Origin of the sequence: Acetobacter garciniae, assembly GCF_017377735.1 — a bacterium.
Classification (GTDB): Bacteria; Pseudomonadota; Alphaproteobacteria; order Acetobacterales; family Acetobacteraceae; genus Acetobacter; species Acetobacter garciniae.
Genome location: NZ_JAFVMH010000002.1, coordinates 735,823 through 755,638, shown reverse-complemented (window position 1 = coordinate 755,638; position 19,816 = coordinate 735,823). Strand labels below are relative to the sequence as shown.

Genomic DNA, 19,816 nt, shown 5'->3' with positions numbered 1-19,816 from the left:
TCTGCAAGGAACACTCCCATAAAAAAGCCCCCGCAACAGGGCGGGGGCTTCATATTCAGTCGGCCATTTTGCGGGCCCTTGGGGTATTGTTCAGCCCTCGAACGGATCGCGGACCAGAATGGTGTCTTCGCGGTCCGGGCTGGTGGAGAGCAATGTGACCGGCGCGCCCACCAGTTCCTCGATCCGGCGCACGTATTTGATGGCCTGGGCAGGCAGGTCGGCCCAGCGGCGCGCGCCATGGGTGGTTTCCTTCCAGCCTTCGATGGTTTCGTAAACCGGCTTGATACGCGCCTGCGCCGCCGGGGCGGAGGGAAAGCGCTCGGTCTTGCGCCCATCCAGTTCATAGCCGACACAGATACGAATTTCGTCCAACCCGTCCAGCACGTCCAACTTGGTCAGCGCCAGGCCGTTCACCCCGCCCACGCGCACCGCATGGCGGACCAGCACGGCATCGAACCAGCCGCAGCGGCGCGGCCGACCGGTAACCGTACCGAATTCATGCCCGCGTTCACCCAGTCGGCGGCCCGTATCGTCGAACAGTTCGGTGGGGAACGGGCCTTCACCCACGCGGGTGCAGTACGCCTTGGCAATGCCCAGCACAAAGCCCGCAGCCCCGGGCCCCATGCCCGACCCCGTGCCTGCATTGGACGCCACGGTGTTGGAACTGGTCACGAACGGATAGGTGCCGTGGTCCACATCCAGCATGACGGCCTGCGCCCCTTCGAACAGGATGCGCTTGCCCTGGCGGCGGGCATCGTCCAGCAGGTCCCATGTCGGGGCCATGAAGGGCAGGACCTTGGGCGCCACATCGGCCAGCCAGGCCAGCAGATCCGCCTTGGTGAAGGTGGGCGCACCCAGCCCTGCCAGCAGCGTGTTGTGGTGCAGCAAAAGCTCGTCCAGCTTCCAGTCCAGCGTTTCGGGCTCGGCCAGGTCGCACAGGCGGATGGCGCGGCGGGCCACCTTGTCTTCATAGGCGGGGCCGATGCCGCGCCCCGTGGTGCCGATCTTGCGCTCGCCCCGTGCTGCCTCACGCGCGCGGTCCAGCGCGCCATGCACGGGCAGGATCAGCGGCACGTTCTCGGCAATGCTCAGCGTCTCGGGCGTGACCTTCAGGCCCTGGTCGGCAATGCGGGCAATTTCGGCCAGCAGGGCCTGGGGGTCCACCACCACGCCATTGCCGATAATGCCCAGCTTGCCGCTGACCACGCCCGAAGGCAGCAGCGAAAGCTTGTAGACCTGATTCCCCACCACCAGCGTATGGCCCGCATTATGGCCACCCTGAAAACGCACGACCACGTCAGCCCGGCTGGCCAGCCAGTCAACGATCTTGCCCTTGCCTTCATCGCCCCACTGGGCGCCGATCACGGTTACGTTGGACATAGAGGGTCTGCTCCTGAAAACTCTGTCTGCTGGTCACAAGGAAGCCGCACCGGGTGCGGGGATGCTAGGAAACGTCCGTACGCGCAAGGCCGGACAATACAAAATCGCACCCCAGGCGCCGGGCGTCTTCCATGGCCTGGGGGCCTGCCGAAAAACCGCCGATCGTGGCAAAGCCCTGCGCGCGCAGGCGGGCTGCCTCCGCCCGGTCGGCATCGGGGGCCAGGTAGACGCGCTTGCGCGGGGCTGCGGCGGGAATGAGGCGGAACAGCACATCGGGGCGGAAGGTCAGCCCGCAGGCGGGTTCGTTATCGTTGCACAGGTAGCGCCCACCCCGGCCCAGTTCCTCGGACCGGCCGGTGGCGAATACGGTCACGCACACGCCGGTATGGTATTTCCAGCCCCTGAATTCCACCGGGTCTACTGTCAGGCGCAAGTCGGGGCGGCTTTCCCTGATCGCGGCAACGGTATCCACCAGCCGGTCCAGAATGGCGCGCGCGCGCGGCGGCAGGTTCAGCCCGGTCAGCCGGGCCACGGCATGTTCGGCCGCCCCGCTGGATTCGAGCAGGGCTGTCAGCGTGGTGGACAGCGCCCCGCCATGTTCGGCCACGGCCGCCGCGTCCTTGCGGTCCAGCGCACGCAGGAGTGCGGGCCGGCTGGAGGCGGGAATGCCCGCTTCCTCCAGCAGGGCGGGGATAAACGGGGGCATGGTCAGGTCGAAGGACACACCCGTAACGCCCAGCCGTTCCAGCGCTTCCGCGCCGACGGCCAGAATTTCGGCATCGGCCTGGGGCGAATCCGGGCCGATCAGTTCGATCCCCGTCTGCATGACCTGGCGCCCGCTTTCCTCTGCCGCGACCGGGGCCACCACCACGCAGGTTCCCGCATAGGACACACGCAGCGGACGCGCCGCCCCCCCTGCGCGAGTCGCCGCCATGCGGGCGATCTGGGGGGTGATGTCGGGCCGCAGCACCATCATGCGCCGCGTATCGGGGTCCATGACGCGAAAGCTCTGCTCGGCAAGGGATGCGCCGGCACCGGCCAGATACGTCTCCTCGAACTCCATGAGCGGAGGGCGCACACGGTCGTACCCGTGGGAGGCAAAGACATCCATCAACGTCGCAACGCCCTCGGCTTCCGTACGGGCGTCAGGTGTCAGCAGGTCAACAAAGCCGGAGGGCAGCAGGGCCGGGCTCAAGGGCGGGTCATCCGTCATGCCACGGCCTATAGCATCCCCTGCCCTGCCCGTCATGCCCGCAAAACAGCACTTTTTTACGCAAGCACCCCACGGCCGGGCCCGCCACGCGCGGCAGGCCGGTGGCGGGATGCACCAAAAATCCTGCTCCCATGTCGCTCAGCCTTCCGCCGCACCGGGCAGGGTTTCCCAGCCAGAACCGATAAAGGTCAGCACCCGGCGGCCCACGCCATCGGCGCGCAGCACGATCAGGTTGCGGTCTTCCAGCCAGCCCAGCAGGCGGCGGGCGCGGCCCTTGGACACGGTGCCGTAAACCTGGGCGATCCGCGCATCCGACGGGCAGGCCTGCCGTTCGATGGCCGCACGCGCCAGGAACAGGAACACGGCCTGGATATCCTCAGGCAGGGTGCTGGCCAGGGATTCGGCCTGCTGCCAGTCGGGCGAACCCGCCGTGTCCTCGCCCACGCCGCTGCGTGCGGTGGCCAGCAGGCGGTTGAAGCGACGCATGTCCAGCGCGTTGCGCCCCAGGGCCGCAATGCGGCAGCGCACCAGAAAATCCTGGTACAGAACAGGGGCGGGGCGGAAACCCTGGTCCTCATCCGCCAGCATGTCGCGCAGGATGGCGGTCATCTGCGCCTCGCGCTCGGCCCGGGACTGGGGCGAGGTATCCTCCTCCTGTTCGGCTGGCCTGTCATCCGCCCCGGCATCGGACTGGCCGTGTGCATCGCCGTTCAGCGCGCCGCTGGCCTGGGCCTCCCCGTGGGCGGCAAGCTGGCTCAGCAGGTCGGGCATGGGGGTCTGGGCGGGCCTGCGCGGGCGGGGTGGCAGGTCATGCACCGGCACAGGGGCCAGGATCAGCTCATGCACGGGGGCGGAAGGCGGTTCGAACGGGGCCAGCACGGGCCCTGCCGAACGGCTGGCGGTTTCCACCGCACCGATCCGCACCGTGGTGGGCCTGCGATACAGGGCCGGCCCCAGTGCGACGAACGTGCCGCGCGCAAGGTCGCGGAAGGCTTCGGCCTGCCGGCGCTCCATGCCCAGCAGGTCGGCGGCGCGCGCCATGTCGATATCGAGAAACGTGCGCCCCATGAGAAAATTGGAGGCTTCCGCCGCCACGTTCTTGGCCAGCTTGGCCAGGCGCTGGGTCGCGATAATGCCCGCAAGCCCGCGCTTGCGCCCACGGCACATGAGGTTCGTCATGGCCCCGAGCGAGGCCCGGCGCGCCTCGTCCGAGACCTCCCCCGCAACGGCCGGGGCGAAAAGCTGGGCTTCGTCCACCACCACCAGAACGGGGTACCAGTGTTCGCGCGGGACTTCGAACATGCCGCCCAGGAAAGCCGCCGCCCAGCGCATCTGCTGGTCGGCATCCAGCCCTTCGAGGTTGAGCACGACAGAAGCGCGATGCACGCGCATGCGCTCGCCCGCCGCGTGCATCGCGGCTTCGGAATGATCGGCGGCGTCGATCACCAGATGGCCGAATTTCTCGGCCAGGCTGACAAAATCCCCTTCCGGGTCGATAATAGCCTGCTGCACCACGCGCGCGGTCTGTTCCAGCAGCCGGCGCAGCAGATGCGACTTGCCCGAGCCCGAATTGCCCTGGACCAGAAGTCGTGTGGCCAGAAGTTCGCCAAGGTCCATCTGCGCCGGGCCGCCACCCGGGATCGCACCCATCGTAATCATGCTGTTCATGGTTGAGGGGGATACCGCCTTGCCCCCTGCCCATGCAACCAGTCCAGCACACCACGGGCCGCCGCCCGCCCGGTGGCCAGACAGGCATGCAGCAGGTAGCCGCCTGTCGGGGCCTCCCAATCCAGCATTTCGCCCGCCACGAACACGCCGGGCAGGGCGCGCAGCATGAACTGCTCCGTGCAGGCGTCCTGCGTGATGCCACCTGCTGTCGAAATCGCCCGGGCCAGGGGTTGCGGGCCGTCCAGCACCACAGGCAGCGTCTTGATCCGTGCGGCCAATGTGGCCGACTCCGCCGGGATCGGTCCGGCCTCCCGCAGCAGGCCCACCGCCACGGGGGGCAGGCGCAGGGCCTTGCGCAGGCGGTTGGCCAGGCTTTCGCGCGCGCGCACCTGTGCCAGCCGGTGGATGATATCGGCCTGCGTCATGTCGGGGCGCAGGTCGCACAGCACGACAGCACGCCCGTGTTCGCCCGCCCTCTGGCGCAACGCGGTGGACAGGGCGTACAGAGCCCCGCCCTCCAGCCCGCCCTGGGTGATCGTGACCTCGCCCCGCACCCGAACGCCCTCGAACGACAGCGCTACGGGCTTGAGCGGCGTGCCCGCGAAACGCTGCGCGAACACGTCGGACCAGCCCACGCGAAAGCCGCAATTAGCGGGCTGGAGGGGAGCTATGGCGATACCTCGCCGCGTGAGTTCATTCACCCAGCCGCCATTACTGCCCAGCCGGGGCCAACTGGCCCCGCCCAGTGCGAGCACAAAGGCATCGGCCTGCACACAAAAACTGTCCTGCCCAGCTTCGCCACCCGTGCCGGCGACCCCATTCGGCATGGGTGGTTCATGGGTAAAAACCGCCTGTCCCTGGTCATTCCAGCCGGTCCAGCGGGCACGGGGCGTGAAGGTGACGCCCAGATCGCGCAGGCGGGCCAGCCACGCCCGCAGCAGGGGCGATGCCTTCATGGCGGTGGGGAAAACCCGGCCTGACGAGCCGACAAAGCTTTCCTGCCCCAGCCCTGTCATCCAGTCGCGGATATCCTGTGCGGTCCAGGCCTCAAGCGCGGGCCGCAGCCAGGCGCTTGCGGGGCCGTAGCGGTCACGAAAGGTGGGCCATGCCTCGGAATGGGTGATGTTCAGCCCACCCCGCCCGGCCATGAGGAACTTGCGCCCGAAGCTGGGCATGGCGTCCAGAATCTGGACCGCGCAGCCGGCTTCGGCCAGGTATTCGGCCGCCGCCAGCCCCGCGGGCCCGCCACCGATAATGCAGATCCGTGGTGACGCCGTCATGCCATGGGGCGCAGCGTCATGCCGGGGTCCGGGCGGTGGCGCGCACGGCCTTGGCCAGGTCTTCGATCTGGCTCAGAACGCGCGGTAGCGTGTGTTCGCTCGCCCGGCCCTGATCGTCCAGCGTTTCGGCCAGTGTGGCCAGCAGGGCGGATGCCACGACTGCGGCATCCCCGATCGTGGCGGCCTCGGCGGCCTGTTCGGGAGTGCGCACGCCAAAGCCGATGGCTATGGGCAGGTCTGTTACCGCACGCAGGCGCGGCAGGGCGGCACGCAGGTCCTGCGCGCTGGCCGAGCGCGTGCCGGTAATGCCCGTAATGCTGACATAATAGACAAAGCCCGATGCGTGCGAGAGCACATAGCCCAGCCGCTCTGCCGTAGTGGTGGGGGCCACCAGGCGGATGATATCGAGCCCCGCCTTGGCCGCCGGGCCTTCGAGCACTTCTGCTTCCTCGGGCGGGAGGTCCACCAGGATCAGCCCGTCCACCCCCGCGGCGGCGGCATCAGTGCAGAAACGCTCGTAGCCGTAGGATTCTACCGGGTTGACATACCCCATCAGGATAACCGGGGTCGTGGCGTCGTCCTCACGGAAGGCGGAAACCATGTCCAGCACGCCCACCAGCGTGGCCCCGGCCTTCAGCCCCCGGATGGCGGCGGCCTGGATGACCGGACCATCGGCCGACGGATCGGAGAACGGCATGCCGATCTCGATCAGGTCCGCACCGGCGGCGGGCATGGCCTTCAGCAGCGCGAGAGAGGTCTCCCGGTCCGGGTCATAGGCTTCGAGATAGGGAATGAGCGCGCCGCGACCCTGGTCTGCAAGCGCTTTGAAACGGGCGGCGATACGGCTCACAGCGTGACCCCCAGATGTTCGGCTACAGTAAAGATATCCTTGTCCCCCCGCCCGGACAGGCTGACCGCGATCAGGGCGTCCTTGGGCAGGGTGGGCGCGATCTTGACGGTATGGGCAATGGCATGGGCGGATTCGAGGGCGGGAATAATGCCCTCCATTTCCGTGCAGAACGTGAAGGCCTCAAGCGCTTCGCCATCGGTAATGCCGACATATTCCGCCCGCCCGATATCGTGCAGCCAGGAATGTTCCGGCCCCACGCCGGGGTAATCGAGCCCCGCACTGATCGAATGGGCTTCCTCGATCTGGCCATCGGCGTTTTGCAGAAGATAAGTGCGGTTGCCGTGCAGCACGCCGGGCCGCCCGCGCTCGATGGAGGCCGCGGTCTTGCCGCTGTCCAGCCCGTGGCCCGCGGCTTCGACCCCGATCAGGCGCACGGAGCTGTCGTCCAGGAAGGGGTAGAAAATGCCCATGGCGTTGGACCCACCGCCAATGGCGGCCACCACCACGTCGGGCAGGCGGCCTTCTGCGGCCTGCATCTGCGCCTTCGTTTCCTCCCCGATCACGCTCTGGAAATCGCGCACCATGGCGGGGTACGGGTGCGGGCCCGCCACGGTGCCGATCAGCATGTAGGTGTCGGCCACGTTGGCCACCCAGTCGCGCATGGCGTCGTTCATCGCATCCTTGAGCGTGCCTGCCCCCGATGTGACGGGCACGACCTCGGCCCCCAGCAGGCGCATGCGGAACACGTTGGGCTTCTGCCGCTCCACATCGGTGGCACCCATGTAGATCACGCATTTCAGGCCGAACAGGGCGCAGACGGTGGCGGTGGCCACACCATGCTGGCCAGCCCCGGTTTCGGCCACGATCCGCGTGCGGCCCATGCGGCGGGCCAGCAGGATCTGGCCCATGACGTTGTTGAGCTTGTGCGAACCCGTATGGTTCAGTTCCTCACGCTTGAGGTAAATCTTCGCACCCCCCAGCTTTTCCGTCATGCGGCGGGCGAACCAGAGCGGGCTGGGGCGGCCGACATAATCCTTCAGGTAATAGGCCAGTTCGGCCTGGAACGCGGGATCGGCCTTGGCCTTGGCATAGGCGGCTTCCAGTTCCAGGATCAGGGGCATGAGGGTTTCGGCCACGAAACGCCCGCCATGCACACCGCCGAAATGGCCCTTGCCATCGGGTTGGCTTTGCAGGGAATTGCCCCCGCGGGGGATCGCCGCTTGTTCAGTCGGGTTCACCATTACCAGTTCTACCGCTCCTTCGCCGCCTTGTGTTCCAGCCCGGCCGCCTGCCGTGGTATTCGGCCCCCAGGGTATCATGCCCTGTTGCGGCCGCATGGGCGTTGGCTCCCGGTACTGTGACGTGTCCGTTTTTCTGTGGAACCGGCTTACCAGAAGCAATACCGAATTGCACCGTCCCGCGCCGCAATCTTGTCAGGACGGGAAAAGCTGCTTCATAGTCGGCGGGCCTGAAAGGGGAGAAAAAGCCACATGCACCTGTGGCCAGCCCCCCACGACACGGGCAGCCACAAGGGCAGCCATACCCCGCACGGCCAGCGAGAAGCCGGAGCATTCCCGGCCGGCAGCGCTTGTGGCCATGACAGGACAGTAAGGGAGACTCGCATGTTTCTGGCCCACAGGCCCGGAATGCCCGCGCAGGCCGTTCAGACCCCCAACGACGCCGAAGGCTGCGTATGGCTGGACCTGTTGGACCCCACCCCGCAGGAACAGGCCCTGGCCGAACAGCTTTGCGGCCAGCCCCTGCCCACCCTTGCGGACCTGAACGCTATTGAAAGTTCGTCGCGCATCAGCGTGCGCAAGGGGGCTGCCTTTCTGTCCTCCCCCCTGCTCAAGAAAACGGGAACCGAGTTCCAGACCATGCCGGTGGGTTTCATCCTGACCGAGGACCGGCTGTTCACCATCCGCTTCCAGTCATACCAGGCGTTCGAGGCGGTGACGCAGCTCGTGGCCGAACAGGCTCCTGCCATGCCTGCCATGCCCGCGACGGGGGCTGCCGCCGGCAGCGTGATCGCCCCGCCCCATGGCGTCGTCTTCCACGCCAGCGAAATTCTGGTGACCCTGATCGAGACCATCGTGGACCGGCTGGCCGATATTCTCGAAAGCGTGGGCGACCTGCTGGACACACTCTCGCACGATATCTTCCGCCAGCGCCCCCAGACACGGGTGAAGCGCAACATTGCATCCTGGCAGCGCGACCTGCTCCAGCGCGTGGGCAGTTCGGGCAGCCTGTGTTCACGCATGCGTGACACATTGCTGGGCCTGGAACGGATCGCCCTTTTCCTGAGCGAAAGCCGCAAGGCCGCAGCGGCCGCCCCGGCCCCCGGGTCGGCCATGCCCGTCCTTTCCGTGGGCACGCGCCGGATCACCCCCGCAACCCCGGGGGAAGAAGAAATCGGGCCCGCCGCCTATACCCTGCCCGGCGCCCTGCGCGCGCGCATTGCCACCGTCAGCCGCGACCTGTCATCGCTGGACGCCTATCTTTCGCAGGCGCAGGACAAGGTGGAATTCCTGCTCGACGCCACGCTGGGCTTTATCAATATCGAGCAGAACGGCGTCATGAAGGTTCTGACCGTGGTTAGCTTCATTGGCGTGGCCCCGACGCTGGTGGCCGGCATCTACGGCATGAATTTCAGGAACATTCCCGAACTGAACTGGGCGTTCGGATACTGGTATGCGCTGGGGCTGATGGGGGCCACGACCGTGCTGCCCCTGCTGTGGTTCTGGAAAAAAGGCTGGCTGGGCGGAATCAGCTAGGCACCCCGACCACAGTGCTACCGCACAGGGTCCCTGCCCTTGCCCCTGCCGGAAAACCGCGCCCGTCTTGACGAGGGCAGAGGTTTTGACTAGTATCCGCCCCCAGACATTGGCGGACTTCACCCGCCCAATGCTTTCCTCATCTCCTGTCAGGACCATCCCTTCCCTGAACGCCCCCGCCTTGCAGGCGGGCATGCAAATGGCCGATCCCCTTGGCCGATGTTCAGGGCATGACGTGGTCCAGACCTTCCCCATCTGAACTTTCTTGCCAGTCAGGGCAGTCCTCTATGCATCTTGCGGAACTCAAGGCCAAGTCGCCCGCCGACCTTCTGGCCTGCGCTGAAGACCTGAATATCGAAAACGCATCCTCCCTGCGCAAGCAGGACATGATGTTCGCCATTCTCAAGGCGCTGGCCGACAACGACCAGGCCATCTATGGCGAAGGCACCCTTGAGATCATGCATGACGGGTTCGGCTACCTGCGTGCGCCCGAATCCAACTACCTGCCCGGCCCGGACGACATCTACATCTCCCCCACCCAGGTGCGGCGCTTCGCCCTGCGCACGGGTGACACGGTGGAAGGCCAGATTCGCGCCCCGCGCGACGGCGAACGCTATTTCTCGATGCTCAAGATCAACACGATCAACTTCGAGCCGCCCGATGCCGTGCGCCACCGTATCAACTTCGACAACCTGACCCCGCTCTACCCCGAGCGGCGCCTGCAGATGGAAGTGGAGAGCGAGGCAACAGCCCCCGAGCCCAAGGGCGAAAAGGGCAAGAAAGGCGCGCAGAAAGACTTTACCCCGCGCGTGATCGACCTTGTTTCCCCCATTGGCATGGGCCAGCGCGCGCTGATCGTGGCACCGCCGCGTTCGGGCAAAACGGTCATGCTGCAAAGCATTGCCTCCTCCATTACCGCCAACCACCCCGAAGTGTTCCTGATCGTCCTGCTGATCGATGAACGCCCCGAGGAAGTGACGGACATGGCCCGCTCCGTGCGGGGCGAGGTCATTGCCTCCACCTTCGATGAACCCGCCCACCGCCATGTGCAGGTGACGGAAATGGTGCTGGAAAAAGCCAAGCGCCTTGTCGAACACAAGCGCGACGTGGTGATTCTGCTGGATAGCATCACCCGCCTCGCACGTGCCTACAACACCGTCGTGCCGTCATCGGGCAAGGTGCTGACCGGCGGTGTGGATGCCAACGCCCTGCAGCGCCCCAAGCGTTTCTTCGGTGCGGCCCGTAATATCGAGGAAGGCGGGTCCCTGACCATTATCGCCACCGCGCTGATCGATACCGGCAGCCGTATGGACGAAGTGATTTTCGAGGAATTCAAGGGCACGGGCAATTCGGAACTGGTGCTGGACCGCAAGCTTGCGGACAAGCGCACCTTCCCGGCCATCGACATCACCAAGAGCGGCACCCGCAAGGAAGAACTGCTGGTCGATCGTGCGACACTGTCCAAGATGTGGGTGCTGCGCCGCATCCTGGCCCCCATGGGCACGATGGACGCCATGGACTTCCTGCTCGACAAGCTCAAATACAGCAAGACCAACAACGACTTCTTCGAAGCCATGAACAACTGAGCCCTGAACGGCCCGGTATTTGCGCAAACGGCCCGCCCGGTTCATTCCGGGCGGGCCGTTCTGTTTTTCTGGCAAGGCTTATCCGCTCTGGCTTTCTTGCGCCCGCCCTGTTGCCCGGCCCTGTTCGCGCTGGGGGAAACCGGGTCCGACAAAGCCTGCCTGTGGCCTGACACGGATCGTCTGTTACGCGCCCGGGTCGCAAGCCTTGCGAATGTTCAGCATTACGCTGCCATCGGACTGGGCCGTATCGGCCATGATCTCATGCCCCAGCGCGCGCACGGAACGGCTGACATTGCGGTGGGGTTCATCCCCCTTCAGCCGCACGGCCAGCATGCCACCGGGGGGTAGCCTGTCCAGTGCAAGGCGCGTGCGCACGAATGTCATGGGACAGTTCTCACGCGTGATATCCAGAACCGGCATGTCGGGTGCTGCGGTTGCGCAACCCGCATCCCGTTGCGGTGCAGGCCCGGGCGTATCGGCATCGCGCATGGGACTACTCCCTTCTCCCAAAAGGCCTTTTCAAAATCCGCGCCCCTGCGGTGGGGAGCGGGCGAGCCATGATCCATAAGGCCAAATCGATCATGGCGGCGTGTTGCGGTACGGAAAATGGGGGCACCGCAGGGTAAAATTGGACAAACGCCTCTGAGTTCGGCTACCTAATTGATGAACATGAAGATGGCAACGTAAGGCAGGGTTTGCGACCTTGAAGATACAGGCGGCAGAGTCAAGAATTGAGCAGTTATGTATCGAACACGGCCTGAAAATGACAGGACAGCGGCGTGTTATCGCCCGAGTCCTGTCCGAAGCGGATGACCACCCGGACGTCGAGGAGCTTTATCGCCGGGCCCTGGTGCTTGATTCGCGTATTTCCGTTGCCACGGTATACCGGACAGTCCGCCTGCTGGAAGAGAAAGGCATTCTCGAACGGCGGGATTTTGGCGGCGGACGGGCCCGATATGAAGCAACCGAACACGGTCGGCATCACTATCACCTGATCGATGTCGATAACGGCAGGGTAATCGAATTTGAAGACCCGGAGCATGAAAACCTGATGAAGAAACTGGCGGACCGTCTCGGGTTCGAATTTGTTTCCATGCGCCTGGAATTGTTCGGCCGGAAAAAACAGCCCGTTGCCAAGGCCCCCGCCCGGGTCGCGGGCAAGAAGGTCGCCAAGGTTCACAAGAAGGGAGACGTCGCATGAGTTCCGCACGCGCCAGCGGGGGCGGACTGTCGACCCTGGACCTGGACCGCACCATTTTCCCCGAACTGCGCGGCGGCAGCCTGAGTGTGCGCATAGCCGCCACGGATGACGAGCGCGATGCCGCACAAGCCCTGCGCTACCGCGTGTTCTATGAGGAAATGGGGGCCACCGGCAACCCCGAAGCCCGGCTGCTGAAACGCGATATCGATGAATTCGATGCCGTGGCGGACCACCTGCTGGTTATCGACAACGCCATTGCCTCGGACGCGCGCGGCGTGGTCGGCACCTATCGCCTGGTCCAGAGCGAGGCCGCAGCCAAGATCGGCCGGTTCTATTCCTCGAGCGAATACGATATCACCCCCTTGCAGGAATTTCCCGGCAAGCTGCTTGAAGTCGGCCGGTCCTGCGTGGACAAGAACTATCGCGGTCGCACGGCCATGCAGCTTTTGTGGCGGGGCATTGCCTCCTACATCTTCCTGCACCGGATCGACCTGCTGTTCGGCTGCGCCAGCCTGCCTGGCACGGACCCCGACCGCATAGCGGACGAGCTGACCTATCTCTACCACAACCACCTGGCCCCCCCGGCCCTGCGGGTGCGCGCCCTGGAAAGCCACCGGGTGGAAATGCTGCGCACCGACCCGCATGCGCTGAACGTGCGCAAATGCCTTGCGGGCCTGCCGCCGTTGATCAAGGGCTATCTGCGCCTGGGCGGCTATGTGGGGGATGGCGCGGTTATCGACCCGCAGTTCAACACCACGGATGTGGCCATTCTGGTCAAGAGCGAATTGCTGGCCGACAAATACTACCGCCATTACGAACGCAGGCTGCGTGACGCGCTGGACTGATCCTGTCCATGCAGCCACTCCGTTCCTGGCTGCGCGGACATACTGGCCCGCGTCCGGCCTGGCGCAAGCCCCTGCGGGGTGGCTGAACAGCGGGGCAGCGTGCTGAACGCACCCTTATGACCGTGCAGACATTTCTTGCCCGTTACCGGCGCAGCATACCTCAACGCCTGCGTTTTGCCGTGTATATGCTGGGGCTGGGGGCGCTGAGCGCGCTGGCCCTGCCGCCGTTGCATGTGCTGCCGGTCCTGCTTTTGACATTCGGGCTGCTGGGCCGGTACCTGAACGCTGCCACAAGCTGGCGGCGCGCGGCATGGGCGGGGGCTTTGTTCGGGTTCGGGTTCTACGCCACGGGCTTGTACTGGCTTGTCAACGCCGTCATGGTGCGCGCGGCCGAGTTCTGGTGGTTCGTGCCTTTTCCCTCCATCGGCTGCGCGCTCATTCTGGCCCCGACAGTGGCCGTGCCCGCCATGCTCAGCCTGCTGGTGCGCCCCGGCCTGGGTCGGCTGGCCTTTTTCGCCGCCGCCTGGACGATCGCGGATATGAGCCGCACCTTCCTCTTCAGCGGGTTTACATGGAACGCATTGGGCAGTTGCCTGGCCATTCCGGGCCTTGCGGGCGATATCCTGATCCAGCCCGCCGCCTGGATCGGAGAGGACGGGATGACGCTTGTCGTTGTTCTGCTGGCAAGCCTGTGTGGCGCAGCAATTGTGGACGGCCCACGTCATGGCACCGAAGCACCCCGCTATTCCGCCCGGCAGCGCGCGTTCGTACTGCTGGGGGGCGCATTTTTCGCGCTGGCCTGGATCGGGGCGGGGGCTGCGCGGTTTTACACGGTCACGCCCGTGGGCGAGAACGGGCCGATTACCGTGATCGTACAGGGCAACGTGCCCGAAACCGAAAAAATGGGCCGCCAGAACCCGCGTGAAATCTTCGAACGCTACCTTCGCCTGACGGCCCAGGGCGTGCATGACGCCCAGGCGATCCAGAACGCGCAGGCCATGCCCTTGACGGGGGCGAATGCGCAGGCCCCTGCCGCAAGCCCCATCGCTACGGAACAGCTTGCCGCAGCCCCGCCCCCAACGGGCGCAGGAACCGGGCAGGCAGCGCCGGAACAACGCCAACCTGCTCCCTCCCCCGCACAGCAGTCTGCCGCTTCCCAAGCACCCGCTGGACAACCGTCTCCCGGACAACCGCCTATTGGGCAACCGCCTGCTGGACAAGTCCCTCCCGGCCAGGGTGGCACAGCACAGATGGATACAGCCGGGCATTACAGGCCCATCGTCTTTTTGTGGCCCGAGACCTCTTTCCCCGGCTACACGCTGTTGCAGGACAGCCCCCGTGCACGGCAGGTCATCATGGAATGGGCCAACCCGGCCGATGCGGGGCTGATCGGCGCATTGCGGGCCGATGAGGATGAGCGTTATCGCAACTCCGTCCTTGCCCTGGCCCCCGATGGTGCGGTGGAGGCCGTGTACGACAAGGCAAGGCTTGTTCCTTTCGGTGAATACCAGCCGCCGTTCATACCGTTGCAGATCGTGCCCCAGGGCGGCATGGCGGCTGGGCCCGGACCGCGAACCTGGCACCTGGCAGGTATTCCCGCCGTGGGACCGCTGATCTGTTACGAGGTCATTTTCTCGGGCGAGATCATCGACCGCGCCGACCGGCCCCGCTGGCTGGCCAATGTGACGAATGACGGCTGGTTCGGCGACAGTGCCGGGCCACGCCAGCACCTGGCATCGGTGCGCCTGCGCGCGGTGGAGGAAGGCCTGCCCGTGGCACGCGCCGCCAATACGGGCATTTCCGCCGCTTATGACGGCAGGGGCCATAGGCTGGCGCGGGCGGGATGGGGGCACGCGGCAGTACTGGTCGTGCCCCTGCCCGCGCCACTTGCCCCGCCCCTGTTCAGCCATTTCGGCCAGGCGATTCCACTGGGGCTCAGCGTGCTTGTGGGCCTGCTGGCAGGTGTTGCGGCACGGCGGCGAAAGCCCGCGTAACAGGTGCGGGCGGCAGGCTGGCAAGCGGGTGTGCAACCCGTTACCTAAACAATCGTTCATCTGGCGTCCAGCAGAAGTCACTAGCGCATGATCTGCGGCGCGCCCTATAATCCTGCGCCTGCCGAGTTGGGCCGCTCTCTTCCTTTTTCTCGTGTTGGGGAAAGCTCTAGCGTGACACCAACAGAAACCCGCCTTACCGAGAACGTCACGATTGGTTCGTCCCATGCCAGCGCCATTGACGCCCATGTGGGCAAACGCATTCGCCTGCGCAGGACATTGCTGGGGCTGTCGCAGGAGAAACTGGGCGAAGCGCTGGGTGTCACCTTTCAGCAGATCCAGAAATACGAACGCGGGGCAAACCGGGTAGGGGCTTCGCGGCTCTATGACATCGCGACCGTCCTGGATGTGCCGATCAGCTTTTTTTTCGACGACATGCTGCCCCCGCAAGCCCAGCCCGACAGTGCGGGAGCGCTGCAAATTCCCCCGCCATCCCCGGCTTTTGGCGGTTTTTCCGACACGCGCAAACCCTTCGCCCCAGCGACGGCAGCACCGCGCCCGCCAGTTACGAATGAGGATCAAACGCTTCTGGGCAAGAAGGAAACGCTGGAACTGGTGCGGGCCTATTACCGTATCCGCCAGCCCGCGTTGCGCCAGAAGGTGCTGGAGCTTGTCCAGTCCATGTCGGCCGACGAACCGGACACGACCGGCCAGTCCTGAAGCGGCCTCCGGCCTGGCTCCTTCCGTCCCGAAAACAGTTTGAACAGCCCACGCCTCAAGCAGGGGTACTGCCCGGCCACGCCAGTATTATGCCCGTGACCGGGTGCTGCTGCGCCAAAACGGAATTATAGGCGGTCCGCGCGCACAACAAAAAAGGGGCGGCACAGTGTGCCACCCCTTTTCGTCATAGGACTGTCTGGCCTGAAGTGTCAGAAGCTCTGATCGTCCCCACCACCCCAGTCACCACCACCGAAATCGCCGCCCGCATCACCACCAGTGCTGAAATCCTGGTCCGCCGTCGTGCCCGCCCCGCCGAACGGGTCTGCGGAAGCGCCATCGCCATAATTGTTGTTGATGATGGTCTCACCACCCTGCCCGGCCCCAAAGCCGCCGGCACTTTCATGCGAACCGCTGAAAAGGCTGCTCAGCGCATTGGCGGCCAGCATGCCGCCCGCCACACCCGTGGCCGTGCTCAGCGCGCCACCCAGAAAACCCGATCCGCCCTGGAACATGGACGGGCGCATGCCGTAAGGCATGGGCTGGGGCTGGTAACCCGGTGCCGGTGCGCCACCCCAACCCGGAGGGGGCGCTGCCTGCGGGGCCGCCTGGGGCTGCTGGCCGCCGCCGAACAGGCCGCCAAAGAACCCGCCCGATTTCTGCCCGCCCTGCTGCTGGGCCGCCTGCAAGGCCTGCTGCGCCTGCTGAAGCTGGGCCTGCAACTGCTGGATGCGATTCTGCGCCTGCACGAGGGCTGCTTCCTGCACGACCGCCATCTGGGTAATGCGGTAACGGGCTTCGGGATATTTCTGGAAACCCTGCGCAATCAACTGGTCAGCCTGCGGATCGATCGGTGACAGGGCGGGCTGCGTGCCGGGCACGCTGCCAAAACCCTGGGGCGAACCACCCACACGGGCAAAGAATTTCTCGATAAGATCGCGTTCCTCGTTGGTCATTCCATCCCTTCCTGCCCGCGACGGGCTGCTGTGCTGCGCAGTACGTAGCAGCATACCTTGACCAAGATGTGGCAAGGACACAAGGGCGTTACAAGGGGCACGACCCGCGCCATTGCCCAAGATTACGCCGTGGTGCCCGTCGCAAGCCCCCCTTCCCGCCCCTGCCATGGAGGTGCCGCAAGAAGACCGGAGCGCACGGCGCGGGCCTGCCCTCTCTTCCTGTTCGGGGCGGGGGAGCGTATGGTGTGCCGCCGCGTGCCAGCCACGCATCCGATATCAGTCTAATTTGCGGAGTTTCATCCCGATCATGGACCCGGCGTCTCCCCGCCCGACAGAGCGACCTCTTTCCTTCCAGGACCTGATCCTGACCCTGCACCAGTTCTGGTCGAAACAGGGTTGCGCTATCCTCCAGCCCTACGATCAGGAAATCGGCGCGGGCACGCTTTCGCCGCACACGACCCTGCGCGCCCTTGGCAACCGGCCGTGGCGGGCGGCCTACGTGCAGCCCTGCCGCCGCCCGTCCGACGGGCGCTACGGCGAAAACCCGAACCGCCTGCAACATTACTACCAGTATCAGGTGCTACTCAAACCCACGCCGGAGGAAAGCCAGAAACTGCTGCTCGACAGCTACCGCGCCATCGGCATCGACCCCGAACGCCACGATATCCGCTTTGTCGAGGATGACTGGGAAAACCCCACCATCGGGGCCTGGGGCCTGGGGTGGGAGGTCTGGTGCGACGGCATGGAAGTGACGCAGTTCACCTATTTCCAGCAGGTGGGCGGCATTCCTGTCAGCGTGCCATCGACCGAACTGACATACGGGCTGGAACGGCTGGCCATGTATGTGCAGGGCGTTGAAAATGTCTATGACCTGGACTTCAACGGTGCGGGCCTGACCTATGGGGACGTGTTCCTACGCGCCGAAAAGGACTATTCGCGCCATAATTTCGAACTGACCGACACGGCCATCCTGCTCCAGCACTTCAAGGATGCAGAAAAGGAAAGCGTTGCCCTGGCCGAAGCCGGGGTGGCCCAGCCGGCCTACGACCAGTGCCTGAAGGCCAGCCACCTGTTCAACCTGCTGGATGCGCGCGGTGTCATCAGTGTCAGCGAACGCGCGGCCTATATCGGTCGCGTGCGCACACTGGCGAAACTGTGCTGCGAAACCTGGCTGGCTGGCGAGGACCAATAACACCATGCCCGAATTGCTGATTGAACTGTTCTGCGAAGAAATCCCCGCCCGCATGCAGCAGCAGGGGGGTGAAACCCTGCTCCGCCTGCTGGGCGATGCCGTGGCCCCGCTGAGCCCCACCCATGGCGTGGCCTATACCGGCCCGCGCCGGATCGCTGCGTCCTTCACCGTCACGCATGAAGTGCCGGGCCGCACCATTTCCGAACGCGGCCCGCGTGAGGGTGCGCCCGACAAGGCGCTTGAAGGCTTCACGCGCAAGCATGGCGTCACGCGGGATGCGCTCGTGCTCAGCAACGGTTTCTGGCTGCTTGAACGCGACGAACCCGCGCTGAGTGCCCGCGCGCATATCGCGGCCTGCCTGCCCGATCTGCTGCGCCATTTTCCGTGGCCCAAATCCATGCGCTGGGGCGTGGGCAGCGCCTTTACCTGGGTGCGCCCGCTGCGCCGGATCCTGTGCCTGCTGGATGGGGAGGTTGTTCCCTTCTCCCTCGCGCACGGGGAGGATAACGGCCACGGTCTTGAAGCAGCCGGGCTGACGGAAGGGCACCGTTTCCTCAACCCCGGGCCGGTCGCGGTCAGCGGTGTGGCCAACTGGGTGGAAACCCTGCAAGCCCGCCATGTCATGGTGGATGCGGCCGAACGCCGCCAGAGCATTACGGAAGGGCTGAACGCCCTGGCCACGTCCGAAGGGCTGTCTGTCGTCCCCGATGCGGGGCTGGTGGATGAAGTCGCAGGGCTGGTGGAATGGCCCGTTCCCTTCCTGGGCCGGATCGACACCGTGTTCATGGACCTGCCGCCTGAGGTCATGCAGGTATCCATGCGCGTCAACCAGCGCTACTTCGCCCTGCGCAACAGCGATGGCTCTCCCGCACCCCGCTTTGCCTTTGTCGCCAATATCGCCCCCACGGACGATGGCACGCTGATCGTGACGGGGAACGAACGTGTGCTGCGCGCCCGCTTTGCCGATGCCCGCCATTTCTGGGATCTGGACCGCAAGCAGAGCCTTCAATCCCGCCTGGGCCTGCTGGATGCCGTGACCTTCCACGCCAGGCTTGGCTCACTGGGTGAGCGCACGCGCCGCATCACGCGTCTGGCGGGCCTTCTGGCCCCCATGGTGGGGGCACCCGTTGCCGAATGCGAACGCGCCGCCCTGCTGAGCAAGGCCGATCTGACCGCCGGCATGGTGGGCGAATTCCCCGAATTGCAGGGGCTCATGGGCGGGTATTACGCCACGCATGACGGAGAAAGCCCAGCCGTCGCCCAGGCGGTGCGCGAACAATACACGCCGCGCGGCCCGGGGGATGGGGTGCCCACGGCCCCGGTTTCCGTCGTGCTGGGGCTGGCCGACCGGCTGGACATGCTGTGCGCGTTTTTTGCGGCAGGTGAAAAACCTTCGGGTTCGGGCGATCCGTTCGGCCTGCGCCGCGCCGCCCTAGGCATTATCCGCCTGATCCGCGAAAACGGGCTGCGGCTGGACCTGGTCAAGCTGTTCACGCTGGCGGCCGAAGCTCTGCCCGCCGACCTGCGCGACGCCCCGGACCTGGACCTGCTGCCGCAGTTCATGGCCGAACGCCTGCGCGTGCAGCTTCGCGCGGAGGGGGCTCGGCATGACTGCCTGGCCGCGATTTCGGTCGGCAATACCGATACCGACATCGTGCGGCTTCTGGCCCGTGCACAGGCCCTGCAAGCCATGCTGGAGACCGAAGACGGTAAGAACCTGCTGGCTGCCACACGGCGCGCGGCCAACATCCTGCGCATAGAAGACAAGAAAGACGGCCCGCACGAAGGCACGCCCGACCCCGCCCTGTTCCAGCAATCCGAAGAACGCGCCCTGTTCGCAGCGCTGGAGCGGGTGGAAACGACGGTGGAAGCCGCCTTTGCCGAAGAACGCTTTACCGATGCCATGCGCGAGGCCGCAAGCCTGCGCCCGGAACTGGACAGCTTTTTCGAACAGGTGACCGTCAACGCGCCAGAACCTGCCTTGCGGCTGAACAGGCTGAAACTGCTCTCCCGCCTCGTACGGATGATGCGGCTGATCGCCGATTTCAGCCAGATCGAAGGCTGAAGGCCACCAGCAGCGGGCGGCCGCATGAGCGGGTTCGCGGGGAGTTTTCGGGTCCATGCAAGACCTGCCCCGCCGGGCTCGCTTGCGGCAAAAAACGC

General features: G+C 65.5%; 16 protein-coding genes. 8 read left to right on the top strand and 8 right to left on the bottom strand.

Annotation, left to right across the window (positions count from 1 at the left end; genetic code table 11):
* Positions 1 to 90: 90 nt before the first annotated feature.
* The 6 genes from J2D77_RS07295 to trpB form a co-directional block, all read right to left on the bottom strand.
* Positions 91 to 1,380 (bottom strand): adenylosuccinate synthase, encoded by a 1,290-nt coding sequence (locus tag J2D77_RS07295; protein WP_207845575.1) that lies wholly within the window; start codon positions 1,378 to 1,380, stop codon positions 91 to 93.
* Positions 1,381 to 1,444: 64 nt separating this feature from the next.
* The gene (locus J2D77_RS07290; RefSeq protein WP_407927086.1) at positions 1,445 to 2,629 is read right to left on the bottom strand and encodes an ATP phosphoribosyltransferase regulatory subunit; all 1,185 of its coding nucleotides are present in this window, start codon (positions 2,627 to 2,629) and stop codon (positions 1,445 to 1,447) included.
* Positions 2,630 to 2,731: 102 nt separating this feature from the next.
* Entirely contained in the window at positions 2,732 to 4,261 is a 1,530-nt protein-coding gene (locus tag J2D77_RS07285; RefSeq protein ID WP_207845573.1) for an ATP-binding protein, read from the bottom strand.
* Positions 4,258 to 5,541, bottom strand: coding sequence for a TIGR03862 family flavoprotein (locus J2D77_RS07280; protein ID WP_207845572.1), 1,284 nt, complete (start codon positions 5,539 to 5,541; stop codon positions 4,258 to 4,260). Before J2D77_RS07280 ends, J2D77_RS07285 begins: the two co-directional genes overlap by 4 nt.
* 16 nt (positions 5,542 to 5,557) lie before the next feature.
* Positions 5,558 to 6,391 carry a tryptophan synthase subunit alpha gene (gene trpA / locus J2D77_RS07275; protein ID WP_207845571.1) on the bottom strand — a complete coding sequence of 278 codons (834 nt, stop codon included), beginning with the start codon at positions 6,389 to 6,391 and terminating at the stop codon, positions 5,558 to 5,560.
* Positions 6,388 to 7,632: a tryptophan synthase subunit beta gene (gene trpB, locus J2D77_RS07270; protein ID WP_207845570.1), complete on the bottom strand. Its 1,245-nt coding sequence runs from the start codon at positions 7,630 to 7,632 to the stop codon at positions 6,388 to 6,390. The genes trpA and trpB overlap by 4 nt, the downstream gene beginning before the upstream one ends.
* A 405-nt stretch (positions 7,633 to 8,037) precedes the next feature.
* Here trpB and J2D77_RS07265 point away from each other — a divergent pair, with 405 nt between their 5' ends.
* Both J2D77_RS07265 and rho read left to right on the top strand, forming a co-directional pair.
* Positions 8,038 to 9,165 (top strand): magnesium transporter CorA family protein, encoded by a 1,128-nt coding sequence (locus J2D77_RS07265; RefSeq protein ID WP_207845721.1) that lies wholly within the window; start codon positions 8,038 to 8,040, stop codon positions 9,163 to 9,165.
* A gap of 287 nt (positions 9,166 to 9,452) precedes the next feature.
* Entirely contained in the window at positions 9,453 to 10,751 is a 1,299-nt protein-coding gene (rho, locus tag J2D77_RS07260; protein WP_207845569.1) for a transcription termination factor Rho, read from the top strand.
* A 183-nt stretch (positions 10,752 to 10,934) separates the two neighbouring features.
* Here rho and J2D77_RS07255 read toward each other — a convergent pair whose 3' ends face one another.
* Entirely contained in the window at positions 10,935 to 11,171 is a 237-nt protein-coding gene (locus J2D77_RS07255) for a sulfurtransferase TusA family protein (RefSeq protein WP_207845720.1), read from the bottom strand.
* Positions 11,172 to 11,514: 343 nt separating this feature from the next.
* Between J2D77_RS07255 and J2D77_RS07250 the strand changes: the two genes are divergently transcribed.
* The 4 genes from J2D77_RS07250 (at position 11,515) to J2D77_RS07235 (ending at position 15,508) form a co-directional block, all read left to right on the top strand.
* Positions 11,515 to 11,952: a Fur family transcriptional regulator gene (locus J2D77_RS07250; RefSeq protein WP_230975565.1), complete on the top strand. Its 438-nt coding sequence runs from the start codon at positions 11,515 to 11,517 to the stop codon at positions 11,950 to 11,952.
* The gene (locus J2D77_RS07245) at positions 11,949 to 12,797 is read left to right on the top strand and encodes a GNAT family N-acetyltransferase (RefSeq protein WP_207845567.1); all 849 of its coding nucleotides are present in this window, start codon (positions 11,949 to 11,951) and stop codon (positions 12,795 to 12,797) included. Before J2D77_RS07250 ends, J2D77_RS07245 begins: the two co-directional genes overlap by 4 nt.
* 116 nt (positions 12,798 to 12,913) lie before the next feature.
* On the top strand, positions 12,914 to 14,791 hold the full coding sequence (lnt, locus tag J2D77_RS17245) for an apolipoprotein N-acyltransferase (protein WP_230975564.1): 1,878 nt from the start codon (positions 12,914 to 12,916) through the stop codon (positions 14,789 to 14,791).
* Positions 14,792 to 14,962: 171 nt separating this feature from the next.
* On the top strand, positions 14,963 to 15,508 hold the full coding sequence (locus J2D77_RS07235) for a helix-turn-helix domain-containing protein (RefSeq protein WP_331000078.1): 546 nt from the start codon (positions 14,963 to 14,965) through the stop codon (positions 15,506 to 15,508).
* A gap of 209 nt (positions 15,509 to 15,717) precedes the next feature.
* Here J2D77_RS07235 and J2D77_RS07230 read toward each other — a convergent pair whose 3' ends face one another.
* Positions 15,718 to 16,461, bottom strand: coding sequence for a DUF2076 domain-containing protein (locus J2D77_RS07230; protein WP_207845565.1), 744 nt, complete (start codon positions 16,459 to 16,461; stop codon positions 15,718 to 15,720).
* Between the two features lie 307 nt (positions 16,462 to 16,768).
* Here J2D77_RS07230 and J2D77_RS07225 point away from each other — a divergent pair, with 307 nt between their 5' ends.
* Positions 16,769 to 17,653: a glycine--tRNA ligase subunit alpha gene (locus J2D77_RS07225; RefSeq protein ID WP_207845564.1), complete on the top strand. Its 885-nt coding sequence runs from the start codon at positions 16,769 to 16,771 to the stop codon at positions 17,651 to 17,653.
* A 4-nt stretch (positions 17,654 to 17,657) separates the two neighbouring features.
* Positions 17,658 to 19,718 (top strand): glycine--tRNA ligase subunit beta, encoded by a 2,061-nt coding sequence (gene glyS, locus J2D77_RS07220; protein WP_207845563.1) that lies wholly within the window; start codon positions 17,658 to 17,660, stop codon positions 19,716 to 19,718.
* Positions 19,719 to 19,816 lie beyond the last annotated feature (98 nt).

Excerpts from the sequence above, each read along its gene's own strand:
- J2D77_RS07295 (WP_207845575.1), bottom strand. The coding sequence starts at position 1,380 with ATGTCCAACGTAACCGTGATCGGCGCCCAGTGGGGCGATGAAGGCAAG.
- J2D77_RS07250 (WP_230975565.1), top strand. The coding sequence starts at position 11,515 with ATGACAGGACAGCGGCGTGTTATCGCCCGAGTCCTGTCCGAAGCGGAT.
- J2D77_RS07285 (WP_207845573.1), bottom strand. The coding sequence starts at position 4,261 with ATGAACAGCATGATTACGATGGGTGCGATCCCGGGTGGCGGCCCGGCG.
- trpB (WP_207845570.1), bottom strand. The coding sequence starts at position 7,632 with ATGGTGAACCCGACTGAACAAGCGGCGATCCCCCGCGGGGGCAATTCC.
- J2D77_RS07280 (WP_207845572.1), bottom strand. The coding sequence starts at position 5,541 with ATGACGGCGTCACCACGGATCTGCATTATCGGTGGCGGGCCCGCGGGG.
- J2D77_RS07265 (WP_207845721.1), top strand. The coding sequence starts at position 8,038 with ATGCCCGCGCAGGCCGTTCAGACCCCCAACGACGCCGAAGGCTGCGTA.
- J2D77_RS07245 (WP_207845567.1), top strand. The coding sequence starts at position 11,949 with ATGAGTTCCGCACGCGCCAGCGGGGGCGGACTGTCGACCCTGGACCTG.
- J2D77_RS07225 (WP_207845564.1), top strand. The coding sequence starts at position 16,769 with ATGGACCCGGCGTCTCCCCGCCCGACAGAGCGACCTCTTTCCTTCCAG.
- rho (WP_207845569.1), top strand. The coding sequence starts at position 9,453 with ATGCATCTTGCGGAACTCAAGGCCAAGTCGCCCGCCGACCTTCTGGCC.
- J2D77_RS07255 (WP_207845720.1), bottom strand. The coding sequence starts at position 11,171 with ATGCCGGTTCTGGATATCACGCGTGAGAACTGTCCCATGACATTCGTG.
- J2D77_RS07290 (WP_407927086.1), bottom strand. The coding sequence starts at position 2,629 with ATGACGGGCAGGGCAGGGGATGCTATAGGCCGTGGCATGACGGATGAC.
- J2D77_RS07230 (WP_207845565.1), bottom strand. The coding sequence starts at position 16,461 with ATGACCAACGAGGAACGCGATCTTATCGAGAAATTCTTTGCCCGTGTG.
- lnt (WP_230975564.1), top strand. The coding sequence starts at position 12,914 with ATGACCGTGCAGACATTTCTTGCCCGTTACCGGCGCAGCATACCTCAA.
- glyS (WP_207845563.1), top strand. The coding sequence starts at position 17,658 with ATGCCCGAATTGCTGATTGAACTGTTCTGCGAAGAAATCCCCGCCCGC.